Annotated in this window: 19 protein-coding genes and 1 pseudogene; 8 read left to right on the top strand and 12 right to left on the bottom strand. The window is 40.8% G+C overall.

Going from position 1 to position 19,079, the window contains the following annotated elements; all coding sequences use genetic code 11:
• Nucleotides 1-29: 29 nt before the first annotated feature.
• Together FBB35_RS25295 and FBB35_RS25290 are read right to left on the bottom strand one after the other, a co-directional pair.
• The gene (locus tag FBB35_RS25295; RefSeq protein ID WP_174711921.1) at nt 30-914 is read right to left on the bottom strand and encodes a lipid kinase; all 885 of its coding nucleotides are present in this window, start codon (nt 912-914) and stop codon (nt 30-32) included.
• Nucleotides 915-1,716: 802 nt separating this feature from the next.
• Entirely contained in the window at nt 1,717-3,222 is a 1,506-nt protein-coding gene (locus tag FBB35_RS25290; protein WP_174711920.1) for an ABC transporter permease subunit, read from the bottom strand.
• Nucleotides 3,223-3,329: 107 nt separating this feature from the next.
• Between FBB35_RS25290 and FBB35_RS25285 the strand changes: the two genes are divergently transcribed.
• Nucleotides 3,330-4,094, top strand: a complete 765-nt coding sequence (locus FBB35_RS25285) for an amino acid ABC transporter ATP-binding protein (protein WP_174711919.1) — start codon at nt 3,330-3,332, stop codon at nt 4,092-4,094.
• A gap of 87 nt (nt 4,095-4,181) precedes the next feature.
• On the opposite strand, the gene FBB35_RS25280 is transcribed toward FBB35_RS25285, so the two are convergent.
• Both FBB35_RS25280 and lipB read right to left on the bottom strand, forming a co-directional pair.
• Nucleotides 4,182-4,382 (bottom strand): hypothetical protein, encoded by a 201-nt coding sequence (locus FBB35_RS25280; RefSeq protein ID WP_163927364.1) that lies wholly within the window; start codon nt 4,380-4,382, stop codon nt 4,182-4,184.
• Nucleotides 4,383-4,566: 184 nt separating this feature from the next.
• Entirely contained in the window at nt 4,567-5,301 is a 735-nt protein-coding gene (gene lipB / locus FBB35_RS25275; protein ID WP_174711918.1) for a lipoyl(octanoyl) transferase LipB, read from the bottom strand.
• Nucleotides 5,302-5,919: 618 nt separating this feature from the next.
• Between lipB and raiA the strand changes: the two genes are divergently transcribed.
• Nucleotides 5,920-6,564, top strand: a complete 645-nt coding sequence (gene raiA / locus FBB35_RS25270; protein ID WP_174711917.1) for a ribosome-associated translation inhibitor RaiA — start codon at nt 5,920-5,922, stop codon at nt 6,562-6,564.
• A 143-nt stretch (nt 6,565-6,707) separates the two neighbouring features.
• On the opposite strand, the gene FBB35_RS25265 is transcribed toward raiA, so the two are convergent.
• A complete protein-coding gene (locus tag FBB35_RS25265; RefSeq protein ID WP_174711916.1) occupies nt 6,708-7,166 on the bottom strand; it encodes a peroxiredoxin in 459 nt (152 codons plus the stop codon).
• 118 nt (nt 7,167-7,284) lie between these two features.
• On the opposite strand from FBB35_RS25265, the gene FBB35_RS25260 reads away from it, so the two are divergent.
• The 3 genes from FBB35_RS25260 to FBB35_RS25250 all read left to right on the top strand — a co-directional run bounded on the left by FBB35_RS25260 (nt 7,285) and on the right by FBB35_RS25250 (nt 9,666).
• Entirely contained in the window at nt 7,285-8,412 is a 1,128-nt protein-coding gene (locus tag FBB35_RS25260) for an acyltransferase family protein (protein WP_174711915.1), read from the top strand.
• A gap of 36 nt (nt 8,413-8,448) precedes the next feature.
• The gene (locus FBB35_RS25255) at nt 8,449-8,631 is read left to right on the top strand and encodes a hypothetical protein (protein ID WP_174711914.1); all 183 of its coding nucleotides are present in this window, start codon (nt 8,449-8,451) and stop codon (nt 8,629-8,631) included.
• A gap of 330 nt (nt 8,632-8,961) precedes the next feature.
• Nucleotides 8,962-9,666 (top strand): CAP domain-containing protein, encoded by a 705-nt coding sequence (locus tag FBB35_RS25250; protein ID WP_174711913.1) that lies wholly within the window; start codon nt 8,962-8,964, stop codon nt 9,664-9,666.
• A 380-nt stretch (nt 9,667-10,046) separates the two neighbouring features.
• Here the strand turns inward: FBB35_RS25250 and FBB35_RS25245 are convergent, their stop codons facing one another.
• Both FBB35_RS25245 and FBB35_RS25240 read right to left on the bottom strand, forming a co-directional pair.
• Entirely contained in the window at nt 10,047-11,426 is a 1,380-nt protein-coding gene (locus FBB35_RS25245; RefSeq protein ID WP_174711912.1) for a carotenoid oxygenase family protein, read from the bottom strand.
• Entirely contained in the window at nt 11,427-11,993 is a 567-nt protein-coding gene (locus FBB35_RS25240; RefSeq protein ID WP_174711911.1) for a PadR family transcriptional regulator, read from the bottom strand.
• Nucleotides 11,994-12,415: 422 nt separating this feature from the next.
• Here FBB35_RS25240 and FBB35_RS25235 point away from each other — a divergent pair, with 422 nt between their 5' ends.
• On the top strand, nt 12,416-12,829 hold the full coding sequence (locus tag FBB35_RS25235; RefSeq protein WP_174711910.1) for a hypothetical protein: 414 nt from the start codon (nt 12,416-12,418) through the stop codon (nt 12,827-12,829).
• 147 nt (nt 12,830-12,976) lie between these two features.
• Here the strand turns inward: FBB35_RS25235 and FBB35_RS25230 are convergent, their stop codons facing one another.
• On the bottom strand, nt 12,977-15,088 hold the full coding sequence (locus FBB35_RS25230; protein WP_174711909.1) for a M3 family metallopeptidase: 2,112 nt from the start codon (nt 15,086-15,088) through the stop codon (nt 12,977-12,979).
• Nucleotides 15,089-15,474: 386 nt separating this feature from the next.
• On the opposite strand from FBB35_RS25230, the gene FBB35_RS35590 reads away from it, so the two are divergent.
• Entirely contained in the window at nt 15,475-15,600 is a 126-nt protein-coding gene (locus FBB35_RS35590; RefSeq protein WP_302480931.1) for a hypothetical protein, read from the top strand.
• 399 nt (nt 15,601-15,999) lie between these two features.
• Nucleotides 16,000-16,956 (top strand): hypothetical protein, encoded by a 957-nt coding sequence (locus FBB35_RS25220; RefSeq protein ID WP_174711908.1) that lies wholly within the window; start codon nt 16,000-16,002, stop codon nt 16,954-16,956.
• Between the two features lie 143 nt (nt 16,957-17,099).
• On the opposite strand, the gene FBB35_RS35110 is transcribed toward FBB35_RS25220, so the two are convergent.
• From FBB35_RS35110 to FBB35_RS35900, 4 genes and pseudogenes are all read right to left on the bottom strand, one after another.
• On the bottom strand, nt 17,100-17,441 hold the full coding sequence (locus tag FBB35_RS35110) for a hypothetical protein (protein WP_254625690.1): 342 nt from the start codon (nt 17,439-17,441) through the stop codon (nt 17,100-17,102).
• A 472-nt stretch (nt 17,442-17,913) separates the two neighbouring features.
• Nucleotides 17,914-18,114 (bottom strand): annotated as a pseudogene (locus FBB35_RS25210) (tubulin-like doman-containing protein); the annotation flags it as partial.
• A 19-nt stretch (nt 18,115-18,133) separates the two neighbouring features.
• Nucleotides 18,134-18,394: a hypothetical protein gene (locus FBB35_RS35905; RefSeq protein WP_368041802.1), complete on the bottom strand. Its 261-nt coding sequence runs from the start codon at nt 18,392-18,394 to the stop codon at nt 18,134-18,136.
• Nucleotides 18,395-18,520: 126 nt separating this feature from the next.
• Nucleotides 18,521-19,018 (bottom strand): hypothetical protein, encoded by a 498-nt coding sequence (locus tag FBB35_RS35900; protein ID WP_368041801.1) that lies wholly within the window; start codon nt 19,016-19,018, stop codon nt 18,521-18,523.
• Between the last annotated feature and the right edge of the window lie 61 nt (nt 19,019-19,079).

Below are 19,079 nucleotides of genomic sequence, written 5' to 3'. Positions count from 1 at the left end.
TAAGTGGAGGAGATGAGGGAGAATAACTCCTAACTCCTAATTTCTGGGGGTGCTAAAACAGCTATAGCTTTAGGTATAACCCTAAAATGAGCCGGTGTGTAAGTAGTAATTTCACCATCTGTATTGATAGGACGCGGTTTGCGAGTATATACTTTTATTTCTTGACCTTGAAGAGAACGCACACTCTCCCAATGTATATGTCGTCCTTCTCGCATATCAGGGAGTAATAGTATAATCTGCCACCAGTGTTTAATTTCCAAGCTATAGAGGTCTAGCCTTTGGTCATCTATTGTGGCATCGTCAGCCACTGCCATACCACCGCCGTAATAACGACCGTTACCCACAGCAATTTGTACTGTTTTTACGCGAACTGATTCACCATTGATTACAATCTCCGCAGTAAAAGGTCTAGCTTCCCAAGTCACTTGCAATGCAGTGGCGGCATAAGCAAATATTCCCCAACGGCGTTTGACTTCTTTGGTAAGTCGCTGGGTAATTTTTACACTCAATCCCAGACTGGCAACGTTAAAAAAGTGCTTGCCGTTTACCCAACCTAAATCGATATGGCGTAAATTTCCATTTGCAATAAGTTGGCAAGCTTCGTTGAGTGAATTCGGTATTTCCAAAGTCCTCGCTAGGTCGTTGGCAGTTCCTAAAGGTAAAATTCCCAAGGGCAACTGAGTCTCAACTAAAGCATCTACTGCTGCATTGAGAGTGCCATCTCCTCCTCCAATGATTACTAGGTCAACTTGATGCTGATAGCGAAATATAACTTCAGCAAGATGTTTTGGATCTTCTGTAGACTCCTCAATTAAATCAAAGCCGAGTGTTTTCAGATATTCAATCGCTTCCGACAGACTCTTTTGCCCTTGGCGGGCATGACGATTTATTAACAGCAGGGCGCGGGAACTCATGGGTAGTACCTATTGTAGTTGATATGTCCAATTATCCGCATCTATGTATTCTGCTTGAAGTTGACTACAAAAAAGTGTTTGAATTGTTATAATATTCATCAAAATTTTATTTTTCCAATGCTTATTATGTTATTGTAAGCAATTTTTAGTTTCTATTTTATCTAGTTTATCTCTATTAGTCCTTCCTGTGTTGATACTCAGTAGATATGATTGTTACTCACTAAATAACTGTATTTAAGTATTTTTATTGTTGTTACGATATATATGACAATTTTATAATAGCTAGGCAATAATTACAAACAATGCAATCTTTATTATTTGTATAGATACATATTTATAGATTAAATTTCAGAAATAAATTTTATCCAGATTGAAACCATTAGTTTTTACAGTATTGGCTGCAAACTTTATATAGCAAAAACTACATATTTCAGATAACTGTTGAAAAAAGCTCTAGTTTTTAAGCGGTAAGGCTACGAGAACAGAATGATAGCGAAAGACCCCTTTTAAATATTGTTTTTAAACTAGACTTTATCAAAATAGAATTCAGGAATCAGAATTTAGAAAGATTCTGTACGACTGGCGAATAAATAAATGGCTTAAATCCCCCCCTCATCGATTCTGAATCTCTGTATGGGAATAAATGTTTGCAGTCGGCAACTATTTATTCCTTTTCTATAATAAGAATTATTCTTATGGAATAATTTATTCTTCGGAAGCGCTTTAGAAGAAAAATGAGTAGCATCACAAAATTTTAATCCCTCTAAACCTTCTTCAAAAAAGGGACAACAACTTTTCAAAGTCACCTGTGCCGTTTAACTGGATTCATCCACAGTTCTAATTGACTAAATGCCTGTGAAAAAAGTAACGTTAAACATAAATAAACCACTGCTACACCTGCGTAAATTTCAAAGGCGCGATAGTTGTCAGCAACAATTAACTGTCCTTTACGTAGTAATTCTTCCAACCCAATTACAGAAACTAAACTAGTATCTTTCAACAAACTTATAAAGTCATTACCCAAAGGTGGAATCATCCGGCGAAAAGCTTGAGGAAAAATGACATAACTCATCGTTTGTATAGAACTCAAACCTAATGATTGTGCTGCTTCTGCTTGTCCTGTTTCAATCGATTGAATCCCTGCACGCACAACTTCGGCGGTGTAGGCGGCGTTATTCAAACTTAAGGCAATTATTCCAGCAGTTAGGCGATCAAAAGTAAATGTAAAACCTAGTTCTTGCGAAATTGCTGGTAAACCAAAGTAAATCATAAAAATTTGCACCAATAAAGGTGTTCCCCGAAAAAAATCTACATAGGCTCTCGCTAGCCAACGCACAGGTGCGATGCGAGAAAGTCGGACAATACCAATTAGGGAACCTCCTATTAAACCAAAAACTACAGAAATTATTGTTAATTGTAACGTTACCAATGCTCCCTGCAATAAAGTTGGAAAAGCCTGTAAAATTACAGCAATTGAGGTAAATATTTTAGGTGAGCTAGTACTATTCTGGTTTTCAAATGGTGATTTAGCTGGTAGTGATGGCGGTTTGATTTTAAACCATTTTTGGTAAATTTGGGAATAAGTGCCATTTTTTAACACTCTCTCCAAACCATCATTTATTAATGCCAAGTTTGGCGAATTTTTAGTTGTAGCAATGCCATAGAACTCCTCCGTCAGCAATTGCTGTACTATTTTTATTCCCTGAAGATTGCCCGTATTAATAGCATATAACGTCACTGGCGCATCATTAATTACTGCATCCACATTACCATTGGCCAATTCTTGTAGGGCTACAGGTGCTGAATCAAAACTACGAAGTTGCACGCCAGGAATACTCTTAGCTTTTGCAGCTCCAGTTGTACCAATTTGGACTGCAATTTTTTTATTTTTGAGACTGTCAAAGTCAGTAATATTTTGATCGTCTGCACGGATTGCGATCGCTAACCCAGCTTTAAAATAAGGACGGGAAAAAGAAATTGTCTTCGCTCTCTCCTCTGTAATCGTGATCGAACTAATCGCCGCATCTACCGTTTTGGCAACCAAAGCGGGTATCATACCATCAAAAGGCATACTTTGAAAATCTACTTTAAATTTAGCTGCAACTGCGATCGCATTCATCAAATCAATCGAAAAACCCTGCAACTCACCACCTTGTTTTTTAAACTCAAAAGGTGGGAATGCTGGTTCTGTCGCAACCCGCAAAGTTTTTCCCGCACTAGAGTTCACAACACAGCCAGCCAATAACAAACAACCAAAACTAACAACCAAACACCAGCGCAGCCAACGCCCAAAACCAAATTTAGCCATATTATTTTCTCTTCCTTCTACGCCCTTGGTGTCTTCTCTGCGAGATGCTACGCGTTGGCGGTTCCTTAAAACCTTACAATCAACTGTAGAGCAGCTTGACACAAGTAATGAACAATACCATCCCCGCAATTATTTTTGACAATATCGAAAAAAACTTTGGTTCCCTAAAAGTCCTCAAAGGAATCACTGGCGAAATCAACCGGGGAGAAGTTGTTGCAGTTATCGGTTCCTCCGGCTGTGGTAAAAGTACCCTACTACGTTGCTTTAATCGCTTAGAAACCATTGACAACGGGTGTTTAATAATCAACGGTATCAACTTATCCCGGCCCACTGTCAACTATAATCAACTGCGCCAACTACGGACACAAGTAGGTATGGTTTTTCAACAGTTCAACCTGTTTCCTCATCTCAGCGTCCTGGAAAATATGACACTTGCACCGCGTAAAGTTCTGGGTAAAACACCCAAGGAAAGCGCCCAACTAGCGAGATTGTATTTAGAGAAAGTTGGCTTACATGACAAAGCATCTGCTTATCCCGAACAACTTTCTGGCGGACAAAAGCAACGAGTAGCGATCGCCCGTAGCTTATGTATGAATCCCCAAATCATGCTATTTGACGAACCCACCAGCGCCCTAGATCCCGAACTCGTCGGCGAAGTTTTGCAAGTGATGCAACAATTGGCAGCAGAGGGAATGACAATGGTGGTTGTCACTCATGAAATGCAATTTGCAAAAGAAGTAGCCCATCAGGTAATATTTTTAGACAAAGGTATTGTGGCAGAAAAAGGTTCAGCTTATGAAGTACTGACCAATCCTCAAAGCGATCGCTTGCGTATTTTTCTCAGTCGTCTTCAAGTAATTCGTAATTCGTAATTTAAAGACTTCCTTTGAACTAATAATTTTCCTACTAAAAATCAACTCTGCACTCCTAACTCTTGTACAGACGCGATTCATCGCGTCTTAAAGATACTCGCGCAAGAAATCAAAGGGATCATCTTCCCAACAAGGCTCAGGTATCAGCCAAAACAAACTAGCACTGATATCGGCTTCAATTTCATCACCATCGTCTCTATCAAATAGTTCTATCAAAGCTGTCAAATCACGTTCTCTCAGAGACGTTAACGATGGGGTATATACCTGGCAATTATTTGAGTAATTCACGCGCAAAGTTGTGCTTGACAGCCGTAAAAATTTAGTATAGAAACTTGTAAATAATCAGATTTTAGGTTTGACAACCGTAGTTAAATAGTTATTTTGATACTATTTAGATATAGGCTACTCTCATTAGTGTCTCATAATTTCCATAGGGCTGCTATAGTATTTGTTAGATAAATACAGACTAAATTTACTCAGACCGGAAAAAGTCTTGAGGCTGTGATTCGATTACTTCCACTCCAAATACTTCAGCAAAGCACTGTGCCATATAAAAACGGACTTCTTGGCAAGTAATACCTGGAATCCACTCGGCTAAACTGCCTACAGGTTTATCAGAAATACCACAGGGTACAATGCGCTCAAAGCCTTTCATATCTGGACAAACATTTAATGCAAAGCCGTGCATAGTAATCCAACGGCTGACTTTAATCCCAATAGCCGCAACTTTTCGCCCTTGTAACCAAACACCAGTAAAAGCGGGAATTCTTTCTCCCTGCAACCCATAAACTGCTAATACGCGAATTATGACCTCTTCGAGTTGACGTAAGTACCAATGCAGGTCTTTACGATAACGTTGCAGATTTAAAATTGGATACCCGACTAATTGACCGGGACAATGGTAAGTAACTTCGCCGCCTCTTTCAACTCGATGCACATCATATTCACTATTTACCCTGAGCGGAGCCGTTCGCGCAGCGTCTCGTAGAGAAGGGTCAATATCAAATTTGATAAAGTCTGAGTTGCTTCCTTGCCCCAAAGTGTAGACAGGTGGATGTTCTAGCAAAATTAACACATCATCTAGACTAGGGTCATGGATGCGTTCAGTGAGGAGCGATCGCTGCCATCCATGAGCATCTAAGTAAGGCATTAATCCTTGGTTATACAGCAAACAAAGGTTGTTGTGTGGTTTTCTACTACGGATCATGCCAAAAATCAACTGGTATTAGGAATAAAATATATTGCGATTTGCAGGATTGAAGTCCAAAAGTGTCAAGATTTGCAAAGGATTTTAAAGGAAAGTCAAGGGAACATGCATTAGAAAATACAAAGTGCTAGTTTGAATATACAACCTCAATAGGTTTTAGGAGGAATTCTCTGCAATAAGCATCATGCCAAGACAATTAAGAACGATGCACTGGCTGATGACTCTAATAATCTTGTTTGAAATATAAACAAGGATCAACTTCTACAAATACTCGTGTTATCGATCAACAGAGAGTAAACCTCAACCGGACACAGAAGGAGCAACTATCAACAGTTCTGTAAGCGTTGTTTTAATAGAGAAGACAGTTACGAGAGCTACCGCTTAAATTTCCTTACCAAAAAGTTCTATGTGGAAATCCAATTGGATATCAGCGCAGAGATGAGGAGGAAAATGAAGGGTATAATGAGCAAAAACTTAGATGCAGTAAGCTTAAAGATAGCTTACCAGCAGTAGATAGAAACAGTTCACAATTTGTTTTGGCGGGAGTAATAGACCTTACCGCAATTTCTTTTCATACAAAGCAAATTCACACATCAAATATTTAGTGGGAGAGTTTACATGAAGCTTGTCATCCACAGCAAAAATATTGAAATTACCGATGCGATTCGGGAATATGTACATCAAAAGATTGAAAAAGCAGCTAGTCACTTTCAGAGCATCACAAATGAAGTGGATGTGCATCTTAGCGTAGCCCGTAATCCTCGAATTAATACTAGACAAGCAGCTGAAGTAACTATTTACGCTAATGGTAGCGTTATCCGTGCCGAGGAAAGTAGCGAAAATCTATATGCCAGCATTGACTTAGTTGCAGATAAAATTGCCCGTCAACTGCGGAAATATAAAGAACGCCGTCAAGATCAGAAAACTCACTCCCAACCAACAGAAGTAGTTGTTGCAGAGTCGGTAGTCCCAGATTTAATTGGCGATCGCACTCCCGAATTGCCCAACGAAGTCGTCCGCACCAAATACTTTTCCATGCCACCGATGACCCTTGCAGAAGCCCTGGAACAACTGCAACTCGTGGGACACGACTTTTATATGTTCCGCAATTCTGAAACTGGAGAGATTAATGTAATTTACGAACGCAACCACGGCGGTTATGGTGTGATTCATCCCCGCAATGGTAACGGTCATACTAACGGCAAGAATGGCAAGTCAAGCCACAATAATATTGTCATGCCGGAAAAGTTGCATTCTAAATAGGAAATGGGGAATGGGTAATGGAGAATGGGAAATGGGGGGATAAGGGAGATTGGAGATTAGAGAAGTTGCAGTAAGCCTTTTCCCAATGCCCAATTCCCAATACTTCGGCTTCGCTCAGTACAAGTGCCCAATTCCCAATTCCCTCATTTCGCAATCTGTTGCAAAGTTTTCAGCGCTTCTTCAACATGACCTTTAAAGTTCAACATTGAATCAAAGACGTATTGCACAACTCCTTGTTGGTCAATGACGTAAGTAACGCGACCAGGGAATAAGCCAAAGGCTGCTGTTGCGCCATATAGCTTCCGTACTTGGTCGCCTTTGTCAGTTAAGAGGGTGAAAGGTAGATTATATTTTGCAGCAAATTTTTGGTGAGATTCGCTAGAGTCTGCACTCACGCCGACAACTTCAGCACCAGCACTTTTAAACACTTCATATTGATCGCGAAAAGCACAGGATTCAGCCGTACATCCTGGTGTGTCATCCTTGGGATAAAAATATAGGACAACAGCTTTTGTGCCGCGAAAATCTTGGAGGCTCACTGTTGAACCGTTTTGAGCAGGTAGAGTGAAATTAGGAGCAGTATCTCCAACTTTGACTGGCATAACAAGTGGTGGTAATTACTTAACAAAATTTTACCTTGTATCTGAGTATATAAATTTTTCTTGATTAGCTGCATCAGGCGGGGTAGCTTAGATACTCATCAAAGAAAAAATTCTCTTTATGCGCCTGACTTCACTGGATGTTTTTCGCGGCATTACGATCGCTGCTATGATTCTCGTCAATATGGCGGGAGTCGCAGATGATGTATATCCTCCCTTAGCCCACGCTGATTGGAACGGTTGCACGCCAACTGATTTGGTATTCCCTTTCTTTCTCTTCATTGTTGGTGTAGCGATGACTTTCTCGCTGTCAAAATACACCGAAGACAACAAACCAACCTCAGCTATTTACTGGCGCATCTTACGCCGCGCCGCTATTCTGTTTGCCTTGGGATTGCTACTAAATGGCTTTTGGAATCAAGGTGTTTGGACTTTTGATTTGAGTAGCATCCGCATTATGGGAGTATTGCAGCGCATCAGCATTACCTATCTGCTGGCTTCCTTGATAGTTCTCAACCTTCCGCGCAAAGGTCAATGGATACTTGCAGGAGTGATACTTATTGGCTACTGGTTAACGATGATGTATCTACCAGTACCAGATTATGGCGCGGGAGTTCTAACACGAGAAGGTAATTTGGGCGCTTATATTGACCGGATGATTATTCCCAAAGCACATTTATATAAAGGTGATGGTTTCAAATTTATGGGAGATCCAGAGGGACTGTTCAGTACTATTCCCGCGATAGTAAGCGTCCTCGCTGGCTACTTCACTGGTCAATGGATACGCAGCCAACCTGTACAATCACGCACAAGTATCGGGTTAGGATTATTTGGAGTTGGTTGTTTAATTATCGGTTGGGCGTGGGGGTGGACATTTCCCATTAATAAAAAGCTGTGGACAAGTTCTTATGTAGTCTTTACTAGCGGTTGGGCATTAATTTTGCTAGCAGCTTGTTATGAACTCATCGAAGTCCGGCTGAATCGTCGCTGGAGTAAACCTTTTGAAATTATGGGCTTAAATGCGATCGCACTTTTCGTTCCATCTGTTTTGTTGATTAAAATCTTAGTGAAAACCACTATTGGCACTAGCAAAGACGCTCCCAGTACCTACAATTGGATTTACCAGAATTTTTTCGCATCTTGGGCGGGAGTTCTGAATGGTTCCCTGTTGTTTGCCATAGTCACCGTGTTGTTGTGGTGGGGTGTTGGTGTTCTAATGTATCGGCAACGTTGGTTTCTAAAAGTGTAATAATCCGGTAAATCACACGTCATTAGTTAATTACGAGTGAAATTAGCGATCACCTACGGCGGGCGCTTGCGCCATCGCAAGGTTTTTTCGGGCTTGTTTCCCTACACTGAGAAAAAGCGATCGAAAGAACACTTATTTGAGCGGACACAATATCAACTCTGCGTTTTTCTGCCAAACGCAAATATGCAAATTTTTGATTTGCGTTATATTTTCTACTAGCCAATATTCTGAATTAATTTACTTCAAAGCAGCCGTAATAAAGTAAAAATATTTTTTTGTAGTTTACGTTTGAGTGTTAACTAGGTTACAACAGGTATTAAGTAATCCTTTTTTAACACTCAAGGAACAAAGACGATCGCAGAGTTATCTATAACTCTTGATAAACTCATTTTCGTTCTTATTAGGCAACTGATAGAAATTCTGATGTCTGACAACAAGCCGTTTCTAAAATTTAGAATAAAGAAGCGTCTACAAACTTCTCTGTGTGTTGAAAATTATTATTTCTCCTAATTCACTAAATTAATCCATAAAAAAATTGTGAGGTAATGAATGCATCGCATTAAACTTTGGGTACTTTTGCCAGTTACCCTGATATTGGGTTGCTCAAATCAACTATTTCAATCTAGCCCATCTGTGGCAAACTCAAATCCAGCCGTAGTTCAACCAACCAGCCCAACATTATTAGCAAGGGCGAGTTATCTTTCACCGTTGGAACAACAGGTAATTATTGAAACAAATAAGGTACGAACAAATCCCAAATCATATCTACCGATTTTGGAAAACTATAGGAAGCGCTTTGAAGGGAACCGAGTCAAAATTTCTAATAATACCTATTTGCGAACTCAAGAAGGAGTCAAAGCAGTCGATGAAGCGATCGCATTTTTGAAATCTGCACGTCCTGTAGGAGCGTTGAGTGCCTCTAAAGGTATGTCTTTAGGAGCAAAAGACCATGTTAAAGACCAAGGGCCAAAAGGTGTTACAGGTCATGATGGTAGCGATGGTAGCAACCCTTTTACTCGCATCAACCGCTATGGTGCATGGCAAACAACGGCTGGCGAAAATATTAGTTATGGCCCAAACACTGCTCAAGATATCGTCATGCAATTAATTATTGATGATGGCGTGCGCGATCGCGGCCATAGAAAAAATATATTTAACGGCGCTTTTAAAGTGTCTGGCGTTGCTTATGGAACTCACAAATCATATAGAACAATCTGCGTAATTGATTACGCTGGAGGTTATAGGGAAAAATAATTTGAGTTAGGAAATGGGGGCAGGCAGCAGGGGGCAGAAGGACAAGGAGGACAAGAGGAATAAGGGAGAATTATAAACAAGTCCCTTCTTTGTCTCCCCCCTCTCCCTTGTCTCCCTGACAGGTGTAGGTTTTTTATTTGTGCATGAGTGGGCACTCTCAAACAGAGTTCTAAACGTGGTTCAAATAACGAAATTTCGTTCTTGGGTGGGAAATCAGAAATTAACATTTGAGTTCTCAACCAACGGAAAAACCCTATTTCAGCCACATTTGTTAAATACCTACACCTGTCAGCCCTTGTCTCCCCCCTCTCCCTTGTCTTCCTTCTCCCTTCTCACTTCTCCCTGCCCCCTTGCCTCTTGTTCAACCGCCCATTTAGCTATTACTGTGCAACCCAAGTACCATGAAATCCATAAGGCACTCGTTGAGGAATTATCACCCGCGCTACAGGTTCAGTCGTCATATTTTGGGCATTCACCACTACTAATTCTGAAGTGTTTGAATTCTCATCATGAACGAAAGTTACAAGCCAGCCATCATCCTCAGCAATTGCACTAGGACGCGGCGCAAATACAGCTTCACTACCATAGCGTCCCTGTCCGAATTTGTGGGTTTGTGACTTTCCACTGCTAAAATCGTACTTAATTATACCTTCAAATAATGGTACGGGACTATTAGACATTTTGTTAGTGTAGCCATATCGGGTTTGCCGCCCCAATAGATTTTCGTTGATGCGGGGAAATTCTGAAGTTACATCGTCTAACATCTCCTCACGCACTGTCCCCGTGCTGAGGTTAAATCGCCAGCGATACAAACGCGGGATATCTCCTTCTGGGTCGGGTTGAGACTCATTTAAACTCAACACAGTAGTAGAACTCATACGACAGGCGATAAGCACTACTTCATTTCTATCTTCGTAAGCATTGAGGGTATGGAAGACGTAGCAAGAGGGGCTCTCAAACCATCGGATATTACTGTTATCACCATGACGTGGTAAAATGCCAAAACGACTGGGGCGATCGCGCTCAAACATCATCACAGGTTCTCCTCGTTGCGATCGCTCGGCGCTAAAAGTCAACGGCAAATCCATAAAAATTGTGTAGTTTTCAGTGATGGCGAAATCGTGCATCATCACTCCTATGGACAGGTCAATTGGCACTGTCCGCAACAGTTCACCTTGTGCTGAAACAACACTATATTGCAGGTATGGTGGCGTAAACAAAGAATAGCCAAAGAAGATCATTTCACCTGTCACCGGATCTACCTTGGGATGAGCTGTGAAAGCAGAAATTAGCTTCCCATTGTAGCTATACTCCCCAATGGTTTCTAATTCAGGAAGCTTGATGGCGTGAGGTTTACCTCCCTCATTCAGCGCCAACATCTGACCCGCGTGCCATACTAAGGCAGTATTGGCAGTATTTTTGCGGGGGCCGTGGGGATTATCGATTCGCGGTGGTTCTAAAAGCCCACTCCACAAAGCCTTACCCGCTTCTCGTTCTTTTTTCCATCCAGATGTCTGGACGTAGCGGTTACGATAAGTGGCTACGCCGTTGCTAATTTGGACACCATGTAACATTCCATCACCATCAAACCAGTGATATTGACCGATGGGTGTCCATTGAGGGTTAGGGCCATTCCGTACAAGCATCCCCGATAAATCAAGGGGTAATTCACCGATAACTGGTAATTTGTCGGTGGTGATTTCTTCACGGATTGGAGCAAAATTGCGATCAAGATAAGGATTTATTGCTATTGTTGGCATTTATAAAATTTGGTAATGCGATGAATATGGCTTTTGGTGAGCGATAACATTAATCGCTGTGTTCAACCAATTAATATAAGTCTGTTCTCTTCTGATTAACAACTCCAGCACCAGCCTTTGCATTACCTGCTCACGGTTGGCAGACTCATCACCAAGTGATGGCAAATCAATTATTTCGCATTCAGCAAGCTTTTTGCTTCGAGCCGCCAATTGTTGCTCCAGCAGGTGAATGATTGCTTCATTCGACAACTGACCTGCAAAATGCAATTGGACTAGCATTGCTTCTCGTACAGTTGGTAACGGCTGATGAGTCCCAAGCCATTGGGCAAATTCGGCTTTCCCTAGCTCCGTCACAGTGTAAACTTTGCGATTGGGGCGATCGTGCTGAATCTCAATCGTACAGGTAATGCAGCCTTGCTCAACTAGCTTATCGAGAGTTCTGTAAATTTGTGCCTGGTCTGCTGGCCACAAATGGGCAATACATTGATCAAAGCAGCTCGTTTTGAGGTCGTAGCCCGTCATTTCTTGCTGCTGAAGAAGACCTAGAATTACGTATGCTAGGGACATTAAGGCTGTTTTCCCATAATTGACATTTTCTCGCTAGGTTCTATAACTATCTACTTCTTATAAGTTTATGCTAATATATGATTAATCCAATATAAGATGCAACTGTTATAAAAAGATATGTTGATTTTCACGCTCTTAACAAGGAAACCGAATACATGAACTGAGATTGGGCAGATGGTTAATGGTGCTGTTTGCATAAGACGCTGTAAAAGTGGCGATGTATGTTGAGTGTCGAGCCTGTAAGCCTATGGGAATGTTACTAGATAGAGTGTCGTGAAGAGAAAGTTGGAGCGGCAAGCGTCTACGCATCGCTACGGTATCACTCAACAAGCCAGTTGTTCGCTACAGTTTATTCGCGATCGATACTGACGCAGCAATTATTTAAGCCATTGAAGACTATTGTAACGAGAGGATGATTAACATTGACTTCTAACACACTTTCACAAAGAATACGCCAACATCAATATCTGCGTGATTTACGAAATAAATTACTCCACCTTCATAAGATGTTGTTGGAAACAGAACGCATTGCCTATGAACAGGTTAGTGGACGAGTATCAAGCGGAGAATTACTTCAGTTAGTTATCGCTCATGAACAATTTGCCTGGCTACATCGCATTTCTGAGGTGGTTGTGCAAGTTGATGAAATGCTCGAAGCTGATGAACCGATATCAATGGACAATTTTGAAAAGTTGATTGCTGATGTCCGCACGCTGATTGTACCGTTAGAGACAGGCAATACCTTCGAGAGAAAGTATTATAATGCTCTCCAGCGCGAACCATCTGCTGTGTTGGCACATGCAGAAATATCAAGGTTTCTCATGTCTAAAGTTTAAGTCATTCCCTGTCACTTCGACAGGGCATGACTTGAGGTAAAATCTACTGACATCAGAATAACGAGCTTTGCGATCGCTAAATGCTAGATAACAAAGATTTGACGCGAGTAGGGAGGTTGCATTACAACCTCCCTACAGTGGTATTGTTTAGTTTACAGCAGCACTGACTAAACCATTGTGCCTGAGTAAAGCGATCGTACTTGGTTCACGACCCCGGAAAGTTTTAAACACCTCCATTGGATGCTGACCACCACCAAGTGCAAGTACCGTATCTCGATAACGCCGACCTGTAGCTTTTATAGCCTCTTCATCTTCTAGACCAGCTTCTTCAAAAGCGGCAAAAGCATCAGCACTCAGTACCTCAGCCCACTTATAACTGTAGTAACCCGCCGCATAACCACCCTCAAAAATATGTCCAAAAGCACATAAAATTGCATCTTCTGGAAGTGGCTGTAAAACAGTAGTAGTCTTGGCTATCCGATGACGCACATCTGACGGAGTTTCATTACTACCAGGGTGATAGCGGTAGTGTAGTTCTAAATCAAGACTGCTTAGGTGAATCTGCCGCAACATAGCAGTACCACTCATATAATTACGCGCCGCTAGCAGCTTTTGATAATAATGCTCCGGTAGGGCTTCGCCAGTTTCATAATGCTTTGCCATACCAAACAAAGTGGGTCGCTCATAGCACCAGTTTTCCATAAACTGACTAGGTAGTTCCACTGCATCCCACTCCACATTATTGATGCCTGCAGCTCCGGGATAATCAACCTTAGTAAGCAGATGGTGCAATCCATGACCAAACTCGTGGAATAAAGTCTCTACTTCATAGAAGGTCATCAAACTAGGTTTACCATCTACAGGAGGACTTTGATTACACACTAAATAAGCTACTGGTAAACGGATGGCAGTGACACCATTTTCAGTGATTTTGCCCCGATTGATGCACACATCCATCCAAGCACCACCGCGTTTTTCTGCTGGACGGCTGTAAGGATCTAAGTAGAAGTAGGCTATAGGAGAACCAGTTTCGTCAGCAATTTGGAAATAACGCACATCCTCATGCCAGACTGGGGCTTGACCATCGGCAGAAGTGACAGTAACACCAAACAGCCGCTTGACTAGTCCAAATAAGCCGTCTAAAACTTGGGGAAGCGGAAAGTAGGGACGCAATTCTTCAGCAGTAAAGGCAAATTTTGCTTCTCGTTGGCGTTCTGCCCAAAAGCTGATATCCCAGTGTTTTAAATCTTGAGCTTCTGCTGCTAAGAGTGCTGCGGCAAAAGCTTTGAGTTCTACCAAGTCTTTGACAGCAGCATCATAACTAGCGTGGCGTAATTCTTCTAAAAGGGCGTTGACTGCCTCAACATTAGGAGCCATTTTACTAGCCAGACTCAATTGGGCAAAACTTTTAAAGCCTAATATATCTGCGAGTTCTTGGCGCAACTTCAAAATGCGCTCAATTAAGGGGTTGTTATCCAAATCGCCAGCAGAAGCGCGGGTGATATGAGCTTTGTAGAGCTTTTCACGCAAATCTCGCCGGGTGCTGTGCTGCATGAAAGGGCCATAGCTGGGGAAGTCTAAAGTAATCCGCCAGGGGCCATTTTCTGGTGTGGCGTTGCTTTCTCCCTCTGCACGAGCAGCTTGGGCTGCTAAACTCACTAAGCTTGGTGGTAAACCTTCAATTTCCGCTTGTGTTGTCAGGGTTAAGCTAAAGGCTTTCGTGGCATCAAGTACATGGTTAGAAAATTTGGTAGAAAGTTCTGCTAACTCCATCTGTATGGCGTTGAAACGCTCTCTGACCTCTCCTTCTAAGCCAACACCAGAAAGTTCTGCATCTCGAATGGCGGCTTCTACAATGCGCTGTTGGGCTAATTTTAAAGTTGCCCAATTGTCACTGGTACGGAGTGCTTTAAAAGCATTGTAGATAGGTTGACTTTGACCGAGCTTATTGATAAATTGCACGACTAGTGGCTGTACGATTTCATGAGCTTCGCGCAGTTCCGGGCTATTTTTAACACCCATTAAATGATTTACCACCCCCCAACTCCAGGTAAGCCGTTCAGTCAGCTTTTCTAAGGGTTCTACTAAACCACTCCAAGTAGGCTTTACACTAGCTTCTAAGGTGGCAAGCTGCTGGTCAAGTTCTGCCAACAACTGATTGAAGGCTGGTACTACTCGTTCTGGTTTAATCTCTGCAAAGGGAGGTAAACCAACGCCTTGAAGTAGGGGATTGTCGGAAATAATGGTACTTGCACTCATGGTTTTGTGTGAACTGCGAACGAATAAAAATCAACAATGATTTTTATTTATATATATCTTCTAATGTAGCGATCGCTATACTAAATAGTCTTGCCATTCTGATAAAAAGGCAAAAAAAGCGAGAATGACTCACAAATTTATCCTGATATAGCTATTTTGTTTAGCCTGTGAACAATATCTGACGGGATGACAGTTTCAGAAATATCAGCGAAAGTCTCTGAGATAATATAGTCATCCACCCATATTCTCAATCAGGTGGCTAATTATGATTAGCCTTTTACCCAGTTCTCAATCAACAGAAGTTTTTTACCCAAGCTCGGATAGTGAACCTTTGGCAGAAAGTTATGTTCATTTATGTGCTTTAGTAGCAACTTTAGAAGTAACCTTTGCAGCTGCGTTTGCAAATAGAGGGGCAACTGATTGGTTTTTATCGAGAAGATACTGGTGAAAAGTTGCTGATTCCAGAGAAATTGGCAGAGGCGCTAAAACAGGAAAAATTAGCCAGGGAATAAGCACAGTCCCAAGTGGAAAGGTTGAAGGAACAGTTACGTAGACGCGTTGGCGTAGCCTCTCGTAGAGAAGCGGCTTGTCGTTAGACATCGCTTGGTGTTGACCCTGATACTATTTGGCTAACTTAACTTGAGTTCACGCGATCGCTAAAAGACATGATAATGTACTATGTCAAACAGGTAGCTCGTCCGCCAGCATCGGCGTTAACCTGAAAGCGCAGTTTCAGTTCCAGAATCCTACACTTTTAAGGCGTGGGAGTGTCAAATTAACTGAGCGCGATTGAGCATCTTTACCGAACCGAGAAGGGAGGCTCGACTTTTATGATTTTATTTGGCAACTTATCTTTTTACTCGTAAAATCGAAGACAAGATCAAGGTCAGTAGAAAAGAATCCCTAAATTAATGAATACGTTAATCAGTCAGGGTGGAAGAGTTATCACCAAACCTCAGATGGTAGATCGGATAAACGATATCGGTTGGCAAGCTCAACAAGGTAGCGTTGCTGCAATTATTCAGCTATTGAACGAGAAACTAGCTAAGTCTGGTGTCAGAACTAGAGCCATATTTTCTGATGGTGTCTTACAACTTCTCTGCGAGGCGGCTAGGATAGAACAACTTGAGCAATCTGCCCTCGTAGAACAAATCCAGCAAATTCTTGAGTCCATTGCTCCGCGTCACATTCGCCGAGTCAATATCAACAGTCGGATTGTTCGGGAACAACAATTACTGTGGTTAAAAGAAATAGATAGCGATCGCGACAACCAATTGCTTTGGTCACAGGAAATTGCATTAATTCAACCTAATGTTATAAAGCAACTCATTAAAGATTTGACAGAAGCTCAAGCTGAACTAGGAAAACCAAGTTTCCCTAAAACTCAAGTTTCTCGTCCTTTGGTACTACTTATTAACAAAGAAAAACACCAAAGTAAACCTAAAAAAAAGATATTAGCAGCAGTTAGTTTATGCTCCCTGTTGTTGCTTAGTTGGGTTGTTTATGCCCAGTTAGGTAATAAACTGAAAAACTTAATGCAACCAGAAACTTCCAAATCTTTAACTACAAATACTAACGATAATAAAGCCCCAATACCATCTCGTATTCCTAACAAAACCTTTGATGAGCAATCTAATGACCCATTTGCAACATCCGTGCGAATTGCAAATCTTGCTTCTACATCTGGTAAAACAGCCACAACCTCAACTCAGTGGTTAGAAATCGCTGCTAAGTGGCAACGGGCTTCAGATTTAATGAGTACAGTACCACAAAAACACAGCCGTTATCAGGAAGCTAAAATTCGGACTCAACTATATAAGAAATACAGTGAAGCGGCGCAGAAAGAAGCCGATAAGAGTAAATCTTAGTTTTTTCTTATTGGAAGACTTCGATTCTTGAATTAGTCTTCTCGTAGTGGTGAATGGATTATTTACTTTACTTCTCGCACTTCACCCAAGCGGGTAAAACGAATTTCAATGCGTCGCCGCTCCGATTCTGGGTGACGCTTGTCTTAGGGAATAGGAGCAAATTCACCAGTTGGTAATATTAATTGTGCCGCAGAATAAACGCGAAATTGAATTCCTGGCATCTTATTTTGTTGCTGGATTTTCAGCAGTTCTTTAACTACTACAAGGGAACGCATCAATCCTAAATCAGCGTTAGAACCAGCCTTAAGTGTACTAACTGAACCACCTTGACTAGCAGCTAGCTCTAAATTAGAGTCTAAATTGCTGCTGATAATACCAATAGGTTGCTCGTCAGTGTGTCCAATAATTTCAACGCTGTTAATGTTGTAAGATTTTGTATTTTTCTCTATATCAGGTACAAGTTTATTTTTGATGTAATCTAACATTGTTGTTGGAATTACTGCGCTACCTGGATCAAACCTCGAATTTTCATCTTTAATCAGCAAAATTGGTGGCGTACGTGGATTATATATTTGCGATATTGTATATTTTGTGGTATTGTATATTTTGTGGTAGCTATTAATAATAATAGTAACAAGATCATGAAAGCATTAGACATTAAATCTGTGAAAGCAGGCCAAATATTTAAATCTTCGTTGTAGTCACTATAGATTCTACAGGAAAATCAACAACTATCTCACCAAGAATAGCTTTTCTATTTCCTATATCTCTACTTTGAATTTGATAACTTTTAAACCGCTCATTCATCTTTCTACGAAAACGATTGATAATTCCCTCTTTAGCTACAGGATCAGTACTTGTAGGAGTTCCAACTACTGCTGCTTTGTATGGATAATTAGCACTATCTTCTGGAAATTCATCAACTTCCTTGACAAATTGCCGCAGTTTAACTAAATGAATACCGGTGACTTGGGTTGCAGCTTTATCTGTGTCAATATGAACAAAACTCACAATTGGGAGATTACTTAAATCTCCATAACGGTCAACAATTAACCGCCGGATTCGCATTAAAACATCGCGTCCAGTACCGCCTAAACCTATACAAATTGTGCGGTTGATTCCTCGATATTGAAGTTCATTTGTAGTTGATTGATTCATTCTATGTACCTAAATAATATTATTTTTTGAGTTTAATAATAATCTCGTAGTCGCGCTTGCGATAATCTGGACAATTTAGCCGAAATTTAGATTTATCTATAAGTTTCCGTGACGTAATTTCTTGATCGTTGTAAAAAATTGGTATTAAATTAGTTGGGACTAAATAAAGCTTCTCATCTTTACGTTCTAAGTATCCTCTTATTTCTACACCTGGGCAATCAATAGAATCTACACAAGTAGAGTCATATTCACCAATTGTAATTCGTTTATTATTTGGCAAGCTGCATTTTTGGTCTTCTGGTTTTGTGGTTACTTCAAAATCAACTATAAGTTCCCATTTTTTTCGGAGACGATATAATTTTAGTGCAGCTAAAAATAGACTTATTAGGATTAATATTGAAGTTAATCAAGGCAACCATAATTTTCTAATTAAATAAGGTGTGACTAAACAAGTTTCTTGATTACCTGGCGCTGGTGTACAAAATTCCTGGACTGTAGGAGCAATATCGACTACTGTAAGTTTATACTCTTGATTATTTTGCGTCTTAATTGATAGCGATCGCTTCTGAATTAGCAAATCTTTAATCCAAGCTTGTCGCTGTTGACTTTCTGGAGAATTTACTATCCTAAAAGGACTGCTAGCAGGTGTTTCTATCCAAATTTGCGATGTAATTCCTGGTTCGGTAAATAAGGGCGCATCTGTAACCCAAACTACTGATTGTGGTTTTATAGATTGGTTTTCTTGTAGACGATTTTGATTAATCTGAGCTAGACCTTGATAAATGGTAAATTCAGCTTGCTGAATATCTGTACCATAATATTTTGAATTTGGCGAAGGTATTCTTGCTAAGATTTTGTCAATATTTTCTTGATTATTACTAATAAAGTAGATGGGTGTTCCCAACGAATTTACACCCGATTTAACTTCACTTAAAACTACATCTTGAGCAAAAGGAATAATGTAG

This window comes from Nostoc sp. TCL240-02, assembly GCF_013343235.1.
In the GTDB taxonomy this organism is placed as follows: domain Bacteria; phylum Cyanobacteriota; class Cyanobacteriia; order Cyanobacteriales; family Nostocaceae; genus Nostoc.
This window is presented reverse-complemented; position numbering and strand designations above follow the sequence as displayed.

Coding starts and splice junctions, on each gene's coding strand:
- FBB35_RS25240 (WP_174711911.1), bottom strand. CDS start 11,993: ATGTCCCTAGCATACGTAATTCTAGGTCTTCTTCAGCAGCAAGAAATG.
- FBB35_RS25265 (WP_174711916.1), bottom strand. CDS start 7,166: ATGCCAGTCAAAGTTGGAGATACTGCTCCTAATTTCACTCTACCTGCT.
- FBB35_RS25290 (WP_174711920.1), bottom strand. CDS start 3,222: ATGGCTAAATTTGGTTTTGGGCGTTGGCTGCGCTGGTGTTTGGTTGTT.
- FBB35_RS25260 (WP_174711915.1), top strand. CDS start 7,285: ATGCGCCTGACTTCACTGGATGTTTTTCGCGGCATTACGATCGCTGCT.
- raiA (WP_174711917.1), top strand. CDS start 5,920: ATGAAGCTTGTCATCCACAGCAAAAATATTGAAATTACCGATGCGATT.
- FBB35_RS25250 (WP_174711913.1), top strand. CDS start 8,962: ATGCATCGCATTAAACTTTGGGTACTTTTGCCAGTTACCCTGATATTG.
- FBB35_RS25245 (WP_174711912.1), bottom strand. CDS start 11,426: ATGCCAACAATAGCAATAAATCCTTATCTTGATCGCAATTTTGCTCCA.
- FBB35_RS25295 (WP_174711921.1), bottom strand. CDS start 914: ATGAGTTCCCGCGCCCTGCTGTTAATAAATCGTCATGCCCGCCAAGGG.
- FBB35_RS35110 (WP_254625690.1), bottom strand. CDS start 17,441: ATGTTAGATTACATCAAAAATAAACTTGTACCTGATATAGAGAAAAAT.
- FBB35_RS25230 (WP_174711909.1), bottom strand. CDS start 15,088: ATGAGTGCAAGTACCATTATTTCCGACAATCCCCTACTTCAAGGCGTT.
- FBB35_RS25285 (WP_174711919.1), top strand. CDS start 3,330: ATGAACAATACCATCCCCGCAATTATTTTTGACAATATCGAAAAAAAC.
- lipB (WP_174711918.1), bottom strand. CDS start 5,301: ATGATCCGTAGTAGAAAACCACACAACAACCTTTGTTTGCTGTATAAC.
- FBB35_RS25220 (WP_174711908.1), top strand. CDS start 16,000: ATGAATACGTTAATCAGTCAGGGTGGAAGAGTTATCACCAAACCTCAG.